Genomic DNA, 15,111 nt, shown 5'->3' with positions numbered 1-15,111 from the left:
AAGCGTGAATAATGTGATTATAAGTCAAGAGCTTTTGCAATAATTGCCTGGCGTGCATAAACACCATTAAGAGCTTGTTGGAAATAATATGCTTTAGGATTAGCATCTACATCAACAGCAATTTCGTTTACTCTTGGAAGTGGATGAAGAATTCTCAGGTTGTCTCTGGTATTCTCAAGCATATCATTCTTTAGAATGTACACATTCTTCACTTTCTCATACTCCAACGGATCGGCAAAGCGTTCACGTTGAACACGAGTCATATACAAGATATCAGCATCATTAATAATATCGTTGAACTCAGTATGTTCATGATAGTTAATGTTATTCTTGTCCATGAAAATTTTGTAAGCCAAAGGAATTTCCAATTCTTTTGGAGCGATAAAGTGGAAGGTTGGGTTAAAGTGCGACATCGCCATTAGCAAGGAGTGAACTGTTCGTCCATATTTTAGATCTCCTACCATGAAAATGTTAAGGTTTTCCAGTGTTCCTTGAGTTTTGTAGATTGAGTAAAGGTCAAGCATGGTTTGGGTAGGGTGCTGATTTGCTCCATCACCTGCATTAATTACTGGAACATCAGAAACCTCAGAAGCATAGCGAGCTGAACCTTCAATTGGATGGCGCATAACCACCAAGTCGCAATAATTACTTACCATTTTGGTGGTATCTTTCAAAGTTTCACCTTTGGTAACACTTGAGGAAGAGGAATCGGTAAATCCAACAATCTTGCCACCCATTCTGCTAATAGCAGTTTCGAAACTTAGGCGAGTACGAGTAGATGGCTCGAAAAAAAGCGAAGCAACCACTTTACCTTCCAAAAGGTTGCAGTTTGGATTTTTTTCGAATTCGGCTGCTCTGGCCAATACTTCCAGGATTTCTTCTTTTGTGTAGTCGTCGATCGATACTAAACTTTTGTTATCCATTGATTAAAAATTAAAAGTGTATATAAAATGCTTGTTCATTATTCGGCACAAAAAAAAACCAACAATCACCGAAATAAATGGTAATGTTGGTTTTTTTGAAAAATATTTTTGATGGGAATTACCCAAATAACAATCAGGAAAATACGCCTTGTTATTGCGTTTACATCGAAATAAATAATGGAAAATGTGAGCGAAGAAGTAATGAAACTTACTTCTTTCTGATATAAATGCGGCTCTAGATTGAATAATTATGTACTCCATTCTAGATTACAAATATAGGTATAATTTATTCGAGAAATCAAATGAAAACTTGATTAATTATTAACAAATTTTTAATCTTGGCATTATATTGATTATTAAAAGTAGTCTATTGGATTGAGAGATAACAAGCTAGGTAGTACGAATATATTCTGCTTTTACGCTGGTAATTTTTTCAAATTTTTGAATTAATCTTTCCACTTCACTTTGGCGAATGCTTAGAGTAATTTTGCAAGTTAAGTTAAAATCCTGCCCAAGTTGTTCTGGTTGCTCATCCTTTATGATTTTCATGATATCATTCATTACCAGGTAATCGAAATGTATGTCATAAATATCATTTACTGTTTTGTCTAAAATTTCAGCATTTGAAATGGCATCGGCTGCTGCAGTTTTGTAGGCATGAATTAGTCCACTGGCTCCAAGTTTCGTTCCACCAAAATAACGTACGACTACGATAAGAATGTTGGTAAGATCATTGGATAGAATTTGCCCTAAAATGGGTTTTCCTGCAGTTGAAGAGGGCTCTCCATCGTCGTTGGCACGGAAGTTTTTTTTATCTGCGCCAAGCATGTATGCATAGCAGTGATGACGAGCATCGTAGTACTCTTTTTTTAGCTTGGCAATGTGTTCTTTGATTTCTTTTTCGGTACTAACCGGATATGCATAGGTTATAAATTTACTGCCTTTTTCTTTGTATAAGCCTTCGGATTGTTGGCTAATGGTTTTATAAGTATCGTTACTCATCAATTCAATAATACTTTGTTCTAATTTGTAAGGATAAAAATAGCAATAATTGCGAGTACTATTCCTAAAAGGTTTATTTTGTTTAGTTTTTCTCTGAAAATTCCGATTCCAATTAAAACGGAGACTGCTACAATTCCAATATTGATGATGCTAAAGACTACAGAACTGTCGAAGTTCGATTTGTTCAATGAAGCGATTAAAAAGTGCAGAGATCCAAAATTAACTAAGCCAAGAAGAATACCTCCAATTACGACTTTTGCTTGTAATAGTTCCTTAAAACTTTGCTTTTTAATGATCAAAACAACAAAACCAGAAATGGCTGCAATAGCGAAGAGTAGGGTAGAGAATATTTCTTGTCCGCCAGACTTAAGATACTCTTCTTGTGCATATTTCACTAGGGAGTCAACAGTACCTGCAACAAAGAATAGTAGTATTGGTAGCCATAAATATCTACGGTGGGTTGTATCAGTTTGATCTTTATAGATACTTAAAAGTACTGCACTAATTGCCAAAATAAATCCGATAATTTTTTGCAATGAAATTGCTTCCTGATAAAATGCAATGGAAAAAATCATTGGCAATACAAAAGACATTTTACTAGCCAGAGTTGTAATGGAAATTCCTGCTTTTTGCGTTGATCGTCCAATAATAAAAAAGGCAGCAATAAAAGCAGTTCCAATTATAAACGAAATGTTAAACCATGGTTGGTGAACAATTTGTGGGAAAGTAATATTTGAATCACTTAAAAGAAATCCACAAACAGATGCTGTGATGTAGTTAACTATAATAGCAAGAAGAATATCTACTTTAAATCGTTCCAGGTATTTAAAACAGACAAAAATTCCAGCAGAGGATAGTATGGCAAAAAGTAAGTATAGCATTGGTTAAAATTTTGGCGAAAAATAAGGATTGAATCCCAAAAAGAAAAGCAGATCCAAAATGAATCTGCTTCTCAGGGTAGCAATATAGTATAGTTAGTAATTGAACTACATTTTTAATTTTTTGTCAATTTCATCAATTTGTGTTTTGAATCCTCTATCGGTATCCATCAAGTTGTTTACCGTTTTACAAGCATGCAATACAGTTGCGTGATCTTTGTTACCAATTTGTGATCCAATTGATGCCAAGGATGCTTTGGTTAAAGTTTTGGAAAAATACATGGCAATTTGTCTGGCCTGTACAATTTCTCTTTTTCTTGTTTTTGCCTGAAGAACATCAATAGGCAATGAAAAATGGTCACAAACAACTTTTTGAATGTAATCAATAGAGAGCTCACGTTTGGTATTTTTAACCAATTTGTCAATAATACTTGTTGCCAGCTCCAGATTCAATTCTTTTTTATTCAATGTAGATTGAGCCAATAAGGAAATTAATGCTCCTTCCAACTCTCTAACATTATTGGTAACATTACTTGCAATGTATTCAATAACATCCATATCAAGAACGATGCCGTCTTTGTATGCTTTTTGCTGAAGAATTCTAACTCTTGTATCATAGTCAGGATTCTGAAGATCAGCTGATAAACCCCATTTAAATCGCGATAATAAACGGTTCTCCATACCTTTCAGTTCAATCGGAGCCTTATCAGAAGTAAGAATTAACTGCTTACCTGATTGGTGCAAGTGATTAAAGATATGGAAGAATGTATTCTGTGTTTTTTCTTTACCTGCCAATTCCTGAATGTCATCAATAATCAGTACATCAATCATTTGATAGAAGTGAAGAAAATCATTCTTGTTATTATTACGAATAGCCTCAGTAAACTGCGTTTGGAATTTATTGGCACTTACATAAAGTACGGTCTTATCCTGATACAATTCTTTGGTTTTAAGACCAATTGCCTGAGCCAAGTGAGTTTTTCCTAAACCAGAATCTCCATATAACACCAATGGGTTAAAAGCAGTTCCTCCAGGATTTTCAGCGACAGCCACACCTGCTGATCTAGCCAACCTGTTACAATCACCTTCAATAAAGTTGGTAAATGAATAGTCAGGATTTAACTGAGAATCGATATGTAATTTTTTGATTCCAGGAATAACAAATGGATTTCGAATGGTTTGTTCTTCCTTATCGGTTGGCATGTTAACCGGACGATTTTTTGTATTCGCAGGATTATTGCCGGGAACAACAACTGAAACAGGCTTAGCATTAGCAATGTGATTATTCTCCATTACTACATTGTATTCCAATTTTGCACCATTACCAATTTCTTTTCGTAATGTTTTTCTAAGAATATCAATGTATTGCTCTTCCAAATACTCATAAAAGAAATGACTTGGCACTTGCAAAGTCAAGACTTGATTCTCCAAGTTCAAAGGTACGATTGGTTCGAACCATGTTTTGAAGCTAATTGGAGGAACATTGTCTTTTATTACAGCCAAACAATTATTCCATACCTGGAAGTGATTATTATTCATTTCTATTTCAGTGTTTTAAAAAATTAGGGTGTGTCAATTTTTGCATATGCAAGATTGTGAAAAAAAAAAAGAAAAAAAAATTATTTTTCTATTGATTTTTTAAAAAGAATGTCTAACCTACTATAAATCGACGATACAGAAATGAAAAAAAATCTAAATTTATTAAACATCAGAAAGACAGCGAGTTATAAAATTAAATTTTTTAAAAGCCTGACTTTTAGCAGGTTTCCATATCATACTTTTGAGTCTTAAAAGCTTGTTTAGAATTAAACAATAATAAAACATAATGCGATGGCTGTTAAAAAGAATTTAACAGATCCTTATTAAGCCAACAAAATCAATAGGTTAATGAGCTTGAGTTTAACTATAATAGTAATGGTTAAGTGAAGTGCTAATCCTCGGGTGTTATTTTAATAATAAAGGCATCCGGGAAGTCTACTTTAATTCTTTTAAGTTTTCTTATAATTTCTTTATAGTTCTGAGTGTCTTCCAAGGTATATTTATAAAGTCCATTATAATATAGCTCATCAATTTTCTTGTAGCCCTTAAAAATTGGATCATTCAGATCAACCTGTGATTTGGATGAAAGAATTTGAACTCTATAATGAGTTTGTTTCTCCTTGTCTAATTTCTTTTTGGTTTTGTTTGAATTCATATAAACCGTTTTTCCGGTATCGAATAAGGAGAAGTGCATGTATTTTTTAGGATTGTTTTTTAAATCGATTAACAAATTGGTCAAGCTATTCGAAGCAGCCTCCAAATTCATATATAAGGTATCATTGTTAATCAACATTCCCATTGATCCTTGACCAGAATTGATTTTCTCTAATATTTCGTTGGATTGTTTTAGAGTAAGCTTTGCATTGTTAATGGTTTCTGCAATTTCTACTGCTTTTAGCGAATCACTAATCGACGAGAAGTTGGTAAGGATATTTGAGATGTTCTTATTGTTCTCTTTTAAATTTGTGGTTATGGAATCAACATTTGAAATGATATTTTCCATATGAGTTTTTTGTCCCGTAACGATGGTGTCTAAAGTTCCTGATGTGTTTTCAAGTTTTTGAAAAGTTTGCTCTATACTACTAAAGCTACGAGTAAGATTTTCGCGAGTGTCTTTATTAAAAATGTATTGTATAACAGTCAGAACAGAATCAACACTTGACATGAGGTTTTCTGCTTTTCTTTTTAGAGGAAGCATTTGCATGCTCACCTGTTCTTTTAAATCACCTTCCATGCTACCCAATAGCGTATCTCCGGTGCTTAAAGTTAGTTTCGATTTACCAGGGAGTAATTGTATCTCTTTTGTTCCCATGATATCCGAGCTTACAATCCGAGCTTCGGTATCTTTAGGTAATTGAAATTCGTCTGAAATGGAAAATTCAACAATTAGATTATCTGCCTTTGAACTAAATTGAATGGATTTGATCTGTCCGATTTTGTATCCTCTTAACGTAACAGGACTGGATTTTTTTAATCCATCAACTCTTTCGTATTTGGCACAAAATTTTTGTTCGGATGATAGCATATTAAATCCTTTTAAGAAATTTATGCCCCAAATTAAAATTGCAATTGCACCTATAACAACTAAGCCAATTATTGAATCTTTTGATATTTTCATACAGACTGCATTATATAATAGATATTGTACGCAAGATACACATGTTTGTTTAATGTAAAACTAATCATGTTTTTTGAAGTTCCTTTGCTTTTGAAAGAGAAATTCGTTTTCCTTTGTAGAAAGCCACTACAAAACAGTCTTTTATTTTTTTGCGCACTGACTTTTGTAAGTTTACTATCTCTGAATAATTCGATGTAGAACCTATGGTGTATTTATAAGTCCCATTTATTTTTCGTTCTGTGATGTTTTTTAAATTTTTAAAAACTCTTGAGTTTAAAGGAATCTGTTTGATGGATGATTTTAATTGAATACAATATTCAACTTGTTCAGCAGTGTTTTCTAGTTGATTAATTTCATTTTCGATTTTTTTCTCATTTTCCTTTTGCTTATGAAGAACTACACTGGTTTGCTCAACTTTATCTTTATAAGCTCTAAACGCTCTGAAAATTGCGCTGGCTAAATAATCTTGTCCTTTTTTAGTTTTTAAGAACTTCTCTTCTGTTGGATTTGATATGAAGCCTACTTCAACTAAAATAGAAGGCATGCTAACCTGCTTTAGTACCCAAAAACCAGCTTCTCTAACACCTCTGGAGTGACGGCCCACTCGGTTTTTAAATTGATATTCGGTTAGTTCTGCCATGTTAATGCTTTTGTCACGATTTACACCTTGCATCAAATTAAAAATAATATATGATGCTGGATTATTAGGATCAAATCCTTCATATTTGGTAGACCAATCGTCTTCATATTGCATAACGGCATTTTCTTTCATTGCTACTGCAAGGTTCTCTTTTGTTTTATGTAATCCTAGCGTGTAGGTTTCTGTTCCTCTAATCCTGGAATTGTTATTAGCATTGGCATGTATAGATATAAATAAATCTGCTTTGTTTTTGTTCGCAATCTCCGATCTTTTATTTAACGGAATAAATACATCTGTCTTTCTGGTATAAACAACATTCACATTCGGAAAATATTGCTTTATATACCCGCCAAGTTTCAATGCTATATTTAAAACAATATCTTTTTCACGTGATGATTTTCCTAATGCCCCTGGATCTCTTCCTCCATGCCCGGCATCAATTACTACCGTCTTAATATGGTAAGATTGGTCTTGGGCATACAATCCATTTGCAAAACTGCATATGGTTAAGAATAGAATTAATCCAAGGGATGTTCTTGTAAATAATCGTTTTATAATTTTATTGGAGTTAATGTTCATTGGGCAAATTTCATAAAAGAACTTAAAAAATGTTTTTCAAGTTCATTTCGATTAGGGATTATAGTACTTTTATTTGTATTTTTGGCGACTTAAGCACGAACTGCAGTTTAACTAGCAGTGCGAAATTAAATCAGAACTTTTCACAAAAATAACAGATATAAATTGCAATTGAAATTACTACAAAAGGTTTTTATTCTTTTCATTGGAACGATAATGCCACTGAACATATTTGCTATTGAGAATTTTAATCACAAAAATTCTAATGACAAGTTACATGCCAACTTTAGCTCCTATGCGCTCGAAAAGATTTTAAAAGAGGATGTTAGGTTACAAAAAGATACCATAGAGCTTGTTCAAGACAGTTTGGCAGTTGATTCAACTCAAGAGAAAAAGCCAATTTTCGAAACAGTTGTTCAATACAATTGCGATGATACTATTATTTTTTCATTAACAGGACAACAGGTTTTTCTTACCAAAAATGCTTTTGTAAAATATGGACAAACAGAGTTAAAAGCCTATTATATCGAGCTGGATCTTGAAAAGAAACAGGCATATGCTTATGGTATTCAGGATTCAACTGGTAATTATGTGTTTACGCCTGAGTTTAAAGATGGATCGGAAGAGTTTTCCTGTAAAGAATTGAAGTACAATTTTGATACAGGAAAAGGTTTGGTAAATGAAGTAATAACAGAACAAGAAGGTGGGTTTGTACATAGTCAAATTACCAAAAAGATTGATGATAAGATATTTTATCTGAGAAATGGTAAATATACCACTTGTGATCATGAACATCCTCATTTTTATGTGAAGATGACCAAGGCAAAGATGATAAAGGATGATAAGATTGTTTCGGGGCCTTTACATTTGGTTTTAGAAGATGTACCACTGCCTATAGGATTGCCTTTTGCTTTGTTTCCATTTAGTTCAACCTATACCTCAGGTATTATAATTCCTAGTTATGGTGAGGAGCAACGAAGAGGTTTTAACCTTCGTGGAGGTGGTTACTATTGGGCAATAAATGATTATTTGGATTTATCCGTTACCGGAGATATTTTCTCAAATGGTTCTTGGGGAACATACGTACAATCAAAATACAAAAACAGATATCGATATAGTGGTAGTTTGCAAACCGAGTATCACTTTAACAAGTATGGAGACAAAGGTCTTCCGGATTATTACGAAACTACAGACTTTGCAATTCGCTGGAATCATTCCCAAGATGCGAAAGCAAATCCATACAGAACATTTTCTGCTTCGGTTAATGTATCCACAAGCAATAACGATAGAAATAACTCAACTTCGATTAGAGAGATTACCAATAACCAAAAACAATCGAGTATTTCGTATAGTAAGAAATGGGCGGATAGTCCGTTTAGTTTGAATGCCAGTTTGCGTCATTCGCAAAACAGTCGAGACACAACCATTTCACTTACTCTGCCAAATATGTCTTTAAATATGACTCAGATTTACCCTTTTAGAAAGAAGGGAAAAAGTTCAAATTTGCGCTGGTACGATAAGGTAGGGGTTAGTTATTCATCTAAGTTGGAAAATCGAACTAAAAGTGGTTTGAAGGAAAGTGACTTGATGAGTTCTTCTTTGCAAAAGGATTGGATAAATGGTTATGAGCATAGCATTCCAATTACCACCAATTTTAAGTTGGCAAAAGATTTAACACTATCTCCGACTTTAAATTATCGAGGGGTGCTGTATACCAGATCTATTCGAAAAACATTTGATACTGATGCTAAGAATGATGTTCGTATTGATACTATTCAAGGATTCAGGTATGCCCATAATTATTCCACAGGAGCCTCTCTGTCCTTAAGTCCTAAGATTTATGGTATGTATACGTTTAAAGAAACATCAAAGGTGGCAGCAATTAGGCACGTAATGACTCCATCTATTAGTGTTAGCTATACACCTGAGATTGGTGTGCCAAGAAGTAAATACTACAGGACATATTATGACGAGAATCTAAAAAAAGATGTAGAGTATTCTATTTTTGAAGGAGGAATATATAGTACTCCAACAGGTGCTCAGGAATCAGGATCAATTAATTTGAGTTTGGATAATAATATTGAAGCGAAAATTAGAACAGCCAATGATACAACTGGCCTTGAGGATATGAAGAAAGTGAAAATTCTGGAGAGCTTGAAATTTTCTACTTCGTATAATATGTTTGCCGATTCTTTGAATTGGTCAAATGTAAGAATGTCAGGGAGAACTAAGATTTTTAATAAAAAATTGGACCTGAAATTCAATGGTACAGTTGATCCTTATAAGTTGAATGCGAATAGGACTCAAAAGATTGATGAATTTGGCCCTCGTTTAACACAAGCATCTATTGATGTTGGTTTCAGCCTTTCGTCGAAAGATTTGAATCCAAATACCAAAGGCAATAGTGGAGGCTCTGATGAAGATCAGCCTGAGAAATGGCGTGACCCTCGATATGTAGATTTTGATATTCCATGGTCATTTTCGATCGATTATGGATGGACCTATTCGAAACCAACCAACAGAAAAACCATCAACCAAAATTTAGGTATAAACGGACAGTTTAGCCTAACTCCAAAATGGAAAGTTAGCTTTTCATCGGGTTATGACTTTACTGATAAAGAAGTAACGGCAACTCAATTCACAATTACAAGAGATTTGCACTGTTGGAAGATGTCATTCAATACCATTCCGTTCGGAACCTATCAGTCTTATAATTTCATGATTAACGTAGATTCATCTATACTTCAGGACCTTAAATACGAGAAGAAGCAAGCTTGGCAGGATATTCAGTTCTAGAAAAGTAAAATATAAAGGACAAAATGGAGTCGCAATATTGCGGCTCTTTTTTTTATCCAAGAATCCAATTTTTCAGCATCAAACTTCCTCTTTCTGTCATTATAGATTCCGGATGAAACTGCACGCCACATAAATCTAACTCCTTATGACGTATCGACATGATGACTTCATTTTCATCGGTAGAGGTGATGCGAAGGCAACTTGGAAATTTTTCACGAGATACAGCCCAGGAATGATATCTGCCCGAGTTAAATGGGTTCGGAATGTTTTTAAAAAGGGTTTCAGAAGGTTCTGTAATAATAGTTGCTTTAGGGATTCCATGAACAATTTCAAGTAAATTGTAAATGCTGGCATCGAAATATTCTGCAATGTACTGCATTCCCAAGCAAACTCCCAGAATAGCTTTTTGCCCGGCATATTTGTCCAGAATTTCTCCCATTACCTTTACCTCCGATGGTAATCCAGGACCAGGAGAAAAAATAATACGATCACATGTTTCTAATTCTTCCCAATCAACCTGATTGTTTCTCATAACAATGCAGCTGTTACAATATTGCTCAACAATGTGAGATAAATTATAAGTGAATGAATCGTAATTATCTATAATAGCTATTCTCATTAATACTTTTTTCTTTTAACTTTGCGACCGCAAAATAAATGAATTTTTAACAAATACTAATTATTAACTGAAATGAAAAAGTGTATTAATTCAGAAAAAGCGCCTAAGGCAATCGGACCATACAGCCAGGCAGTAGAAGCAAACGGAACTTTATATATCTCAGGACAGCTTCCTGTTGATGTTGCTACTGGTAAATTTGTTGAAGGTGGTGTTAAAGAACAAACTGAACAAGTAATGAAAAATATTGGTTACATCTTGGAAGAAGCCGGTTACAGCTTTAAAGATGTAGTTAAATCAACTTGTTTGTTGAGCGATATTTCAAACTTTGCTGTAATGAACGAAGTTTATGGCGAATATTACAAAGAAGATTGTCCTGCACGTGCAGCATTCGCTGTTAAGGATCTTCCTCTAGGAGCTTTGGTTGAAATTGAAACCATTGCTGTGAAGTAATACCATTTACAAAGATATATGAAGGGCTGCCAATTTGATGATTGGCAGCCTTTTTAGTTTTTGTCTAATGCCACATATACTGGCAGATGATCGGAAGTTCCACCGTGATAGGTGTGATATGAATAAGTTCGGTTGGGTTTATAGATTCCAGCTTCCTGATCGAAATACAACAAACTTTTATCGCCATGAATGGTAAGGCGAGGACTTGTTATTTTAATTCCTTCTCCCTTTAACATTCCTCTGCTGATCATGATTTGATCGAACATCAGCCAATGTTTTTTGGCAAACAAACTACCCAATTTCTTTTCGTAAGGAATTGTCGCAAGATTGTAAAATTCATAAGTATTAATGTTTTTATGCGATTTGGCATGTAGATGTTTGCTGATGGATTTACTTACTGGTAAATCGTTAAAATCACCCATGATAACGATTTTAGCATCCGTGTCCTCGTTAAGAATGGCTTTTGCTTTTTGGTGTAAGCATTCGGCAGCAGCAATGCGTTTTGGATTCGATGCCAAAATGCCTTCGCCTCTCGATGGCCAATGATTCACAAAAAAATGAATAATGTCATTCTCTATTTTCGTTTTTACATACAAAATGTCTCTGGTTGCAAAATGAGAATTGCCATTCAATCTAACCGGGATTTTCTCAGAAGCTAAAATTTTTACTTCTTTTTGATTGTAGAGTAGAGCAACATCAATTCCTCTTCTGTCCGGACTATCAAAATGTACATAGCCGTATTCCCCCTTAAATGCAGGCTGATAAATCAGATCTTTTAAAACTGTGGCATTCTCAATTTCGGCAACACCAATGGCTATTGGCAATTTGCTATCTTGAATAGATGCGATGGCAGCTGTAATGTGTTCCAATTTGCTTATATACCTATTCTCTGTCCAATGGTTGCTGCCGGTAGGCAAATAATCATTGTCATTCTTTTTCGGATCATCTTTGGTATCGAAAAAGTTCTCAAGGTTATAAAATGCAATGGTATGATTTTCTTTCATCTTTTGGTAATGCTATTAGGAATATCTTCTTTTGCCTTTCATGAATTCCCTTTTGCTCTTCTTTTTGGTCAGAAAATAAATGATTGGCCCTAAAAGAGGTGGAAAGAAAGCCAATAATAACCTGAAGGCACCATTGCGTTCTTTTACATTTTTAATGGCATCTATCAAAGCGAATATGTGTAGAATGCCAATTAGTATGATGTAGATAATGTTCATAGTTTAAGAGTGCTTAGTTTAATTTTAGCAGAATATAAACGAGAAAGATCCCAGGAGTAAATATTGAAACTATATACCAAAAATATGTTTGAATAAAATATGACATTCTAATGTATACAACATTGTGCCATTTTATATGGTCGTAATAATCTAGGTGTTGTAATTTAAAAATCTTATTGTCTATTTGAAGGTGATTGTCATATTGTTCAAGTATACTTTGATATCGATTTTGAATGTCCAGTGAGAATGATTTTCTATCTTCTTTAAGGCAATCTGCATTATACGACTTAAAACATTGAAGTTCGTTATATAATCTAGCTAACTCGAGAGCGCAGTTGTGATAATCGATGGCTCTTTTTGTGTAATTCTTTGAATTTTCAAATAGTGTGAATATTAGTAAAAAGATTGAAAGAGAAGTGATTGTAAATGGAATGATATTATCTGAAACCTCGGAGGTGTTGTAGAGGTCGTAAACAGAGAGCAAACCAAATATGATTAAATAAGCAGATAGGAAACTAGTGCTAAGTAGTGAATACTTGTTTTTTGCATTTAGGCGATCTGCAGCTTGAAATCGACTTCCTCTAGTCGACCATATTTTATGCTTTAATTCTTCAAGGAAATCTTTGTCTAAATGAGATTTCCCTTTAGGTTTTTTGAAGCTTATTTTAGTGTCGTTTAATTCCAAGATGTTATAGTTTTGATTAATTGATTAAGTTTGGTTTTCAGGTCAAGAATTTCGAGATCGTCTATAGTGATATGTTCCGCAATTTGTTTGGCATAAGTGCTTTTAGATGTGTTGTATTTGATTTTTGCACTTTTAGGCACAAGATTTTCAAGTTTTGTATTTTCATCAATTGTTATGTTGTCAAGATTTAACCAACCTTGTAGTGATTTTTTTGTTAGGTAGTTTTCTATTTCTCGACCTTTAGTAACCCAATAATTTCTTTCTCCTATTTCTGCCTTAACTCTTTGTTTGGTTTGGGCTAATTTTGCTTTACTAGTAAATCCATCTCTATCCATTAACACGAACGCATTTTGATTTAACTTTAGAAGAGGGATTAAATCTGAAATAACTTTTTCTTTTTCGAACGAAAGGTGGGATAGAAGCCTTCCTCCATAAAACATTATTGAGAAATGTATTCCTTCTATCAGTTCAGGGGTAAGGATTTTTAGCCATTGAAGGAGATATGTTCTATCGCTTGGACCTTCAACCCAAACAACACCATTAGTTTGCAGAATGTCGCTTGATTTGTAGCCTAAGTCATTTAATATTGAAAATGTGGTGTCGTTTCTAGTAGCTAATTGTATTGTAGATTTTAGCCCATCATTTTTAACATGGTAGATGGATGTGTTATTATTTGAATTTAAAAATGTATTTGAATGGGTGGTTATAAAATAGGTATTCTTTGTTTTATGAAGGAAATTTAAAAATTTCCGTTGTAACTCAGGATGTAGATGTATTTCTGGTTCTTCTATGCATACAATAGAGTTTTCGTGAATAACTAAAGCACTGCATAAGATAACTAATTGATGTATTCCCGTGCCGAAAGCATCTAATGGTTGTCGTACACCATCTATGGTGAGAACAATTTCTTTTTGTGTATATGGGATTTCTATTTTTAATTCGGGGTTGTTAATTAATTCTCTTACGAAATTTTGTATGAGGTTAAACTTATCTCTTGACTTCTCGTGACCAATTTCAGGATTCTGCATTGCAAACATTTTGCTAATGATATTTGATCCATTAATGGACGAATTTGAATCCCCAAATGAATGACCCTCTTGTATAACTCTTAAGTGAGGTATGTATATTAAGTCGCTAAAATCAAGCTTGATAATGGACTTAATTTTATTGGACCAATTTTCAATCACCGCTTTTTTTAAGTCTTCTGTTGGAGCACTCGAATATCTGCCCTGAAATGAAATTAATTGGTTGTTACTTAAATTTTCAAAATCTTCGGGTAAGTTTACTTCCTGTGATAAAAGATCGTAGTATAGATTCCATGATTTATTCAGAAAAACATTGTAGTTCCAATCTCTAAATCTACGCAGGTTATCTTGTTGAACGATAAGTTCACTTCCTTTGAGTTTAATTATAATTTTTGAAGGAGTACCATTTCTACGGTGTTGATTTTGAATGTCGTTTGGGAAATTTCTAAAATCTTTAATATTAGAGTTTAATGTGTGTAGAAATCGAAGAATGTTAGACTTTCCACAGTTGTTTTTTTCAATTATAATGTTAATCTTTTTAAGATCTTCTAATATAATTCCTTCTTCATCAAAACTTCTGTAATTGCTAATTCCAAAGCCTTTTAATTTCATTGTTGGTTAGAGGGGTTATGGTTAATATTTAAGAATTGGGTTAAACAATATTCAAATCTACTAAATTAAGATAGATACATCATGGTTGAAGAAATGTTATTTAATAAAATTTTTTCTCTATGTGATAATAAGATGTTTGTATCGTAGTTTATTTATTGGCATTGTTGTGTTGGCATATTTGCGCTTTATAATTTAATATTTGGAAATGCTTTTGTTGATTATGTCTAATATGTTGCAAATCAGTGTTAGTATTTTGCGAAGTTAATCAAAATAAAAACTAAGTAGCCCCAATGGAAAACTTCAACCGAGCAGTGGAAGATTGTAACCGAGTGGTGGAAAATTACAACCGAGCAGTGGAAAACAACAACCTAATACACAAAAATTATAACACGCTGATGGAATAAGGCAATATCTAATTAAAGAATTACAACCGATTGGTGGAAGATTATAATATGTTGAAGCCAGTGAACAGCCTAGTAGTAGAATATCATAACACGATACAACAAAAGATCAACAGGAAGGTGGAGC

Annotated in this window: 13 protein-coding genes; 2 read left to right on the top strand and 11 right to left on the bottom strand. The window is 33.6% G+C overall.

Going from position 1 to position 15,111, the window contains the following annotated elements:
- Positions 1–17: 17 nt before the first annotated feature.
- The 6 genes from pyrB to M0051_RS10120 form a co-directional block, all read right to left on the bottom strand.
- Positions 18–923: an aspartate carbamoyltransferase gene (gene pyrB / locus M0051_RS10145; protein ID WP_306741422.1), complete on the bottom strand. Its 906-nt coding sequence runs from the start codon at positions 921–923 to the stop codon at positions 18–20.
- A gap of 390 nt (positions 924–1,313) precedes the next feature.
- Positions 1,314–1,925 carry a YigZ family protein gene (locus tag M0051_RS10140; RefSeq protein ID WP_306741421.1) on the bottom strand — a complete coding sequence of 204 codons (612 nt, stop codon included), beginning with the start codon at positions 1,923–1,925 and terminating at the stop codon, positions 1,314–1,316.
- A gap of 20 nt (positions 1,926–1,945) precedes the next feature.
- A complete protein-coding gene (locus M0051_RS10135; protein ID WP_306741420.1) occupies positions 1,946–2,806 on the bottom strand; it encodes a DMT family transporter in 861 nt (286 codons plus the stop codon).
- Between the two features lie 105 nt (positions 2,807–2,911).
- Positions 2,912–4,342, bottom strand: coding sequence for a chromosomal replication initiator protein DnaA (dnaA, locus tag M0051_RS10130; protein WP_110359027.1), 1,431 nt, complete (start codon positions 4,340–4,342; stop codon positions 2,912–2,914).
- Between the two features lie 391 nt (positions 4,343–4,733).
- Positions 4,734–5,960 carry an MlaD family protein gene (locus tag M0051_RS10125; RefSeq protein WP_306741419.1) on the bottom strand — a complete coding sequence of 409 codons (1,227 nt, stop codon included), beginning with the start codon at positions 5,958–5,960 and terminating at the stop codon, positions 4,734–4,736.
- 64 nt (positions 5,961–6,024) lie between these two features.
- Positions 6,025–7,179, bottom strand: coding sequence for an N-acetylmuramoyl-L-alanine amidase (locus M0051_RS10120; RefSeq protein ID WP_306741418.1), 1,155 nt, complete (start codon positions 7,177–7,179; stop codon positions 6,025–6,027).
- A gap of 213 nt (positions 7,180–7,392) precedes the next feature.
- Between M0051_RS10120 and M0051_RS10115 the strand changes: the two genes are divergently transcribed.
- Positions 7,393–9,972, top strand: a complete 2,580-nt coding sequence (locus tag M0051_RS10115) for a putative LPS assembly protein LptD (RefSeq protein WP_306741417.1) — start codon at positions 7,393–7,395, stop codon at positions 9,970–9,972.
- A gap of 52 nt (positions 9,973–10,024) precedes the next feature.
- On the opposite strand, the gene M0051_RS10110 is transcribed toward M0051_RS10115, so the two are convergent.
- Positions 10,025–10,591, bottom strand: a complete 567-nt coding sequence (locus tag M0051_RS10110) for an aminodeoxychorismate/anthranilate synthase component II (RefSeq protein ID WP_306741416.1) — start codon at positions 10,589–10,591, stop codon at positions 10,025–10,027.
- 72 nt (positions 10,592–10,663) lie between these two features.
- Between M0051_RS10110 and M0051_RS10105 the strand changes: the two genes are divergently transcribed.
- Positions 10,664–11,041: a RidA family protein gene (locus M0051_RS10105; RefSeq protein ID WP_054719985.1), complete on the top strand. Its 378-nt coding sequence runs from the start codon at positions 10,664–10,666 to the stop codon at positions 11,039–11,041.
- 53 nt (positions 11,042–11,094) lie between these two features.
- On the opposite strand, the gene M0051_RS10100 is transcribed toward M0051_RS10105, so the two are convergent.
- From M0051_RS10100 to M0051_RS10090, 4 genes are read right to left on the bottom strand one after another with little or no spacing between them, the layout of a single operon-like run.
- The gene (locus M0051_RS10100) at positions 11,095–12,045 is read right to left on the bottom strand and encodes an endonuclease/exonuclease/phosphatase family protein (protein WP_306741415.1); all 951 of its coding nucleotides are present in this window, start codon (positions 12,043–12,045) and stop codon (positions 11,095–11,097) included.
- A 15-nt stretch (positions 12,046–12,060) separates the two neighbouring features.
- Complete coding sequence (locus M0051_RS10095; RefSeq protein WP_306741414.1) at positions 12,061–12,261, bottom strand: hypothetical protein; 201 nt, start codon at positions 12,259–12,261, stop codon at positions 12,061–12,063.
- 13 nt (positions 12,262–12,274) lie between these two features.
- On the bottom strand, positions 12,275–12,946 hold the full coding sequence (locus M0051_RS19780; RefSeq protein ID WP_373568310.1) for an SLATT domain-containing protein: 672 nt from the start codon (positions 12,944–12,946) through the stop codon (positions 12,275–12,277).
- Positions 12,937–14,583 carry an ATP-dependent endonuclease gene (locus tag M0051_RS10090; protein ID WP_306741413.1) on the bottom strand — a complete coding sequence of 549 codons (1,647 nt, stop codon included), beginning with the start codon at positions 14,581–14,583 and terminating at the stop codon, positions 12,937–12,939. The genes M0051_RS19780 and M0051_RS10090 overlap by 10 nt, the downstream gene beginning before the upstream one ends.
- Positions 14,584–15,111: the final 528 nt, after the last annotated feature.

Origin of the sequence: Marinifilum sp. D714 (assembly GCF_030851345.1) — a bacterium.
GTDB lineage: Bacteria > Bacteroidota > Bacteroidia > Bacteroidales > Marinifilaceae > Marinifilum.
This window is presented reverse-complemented; position numbering and strand designations above follow the sequence as displayed.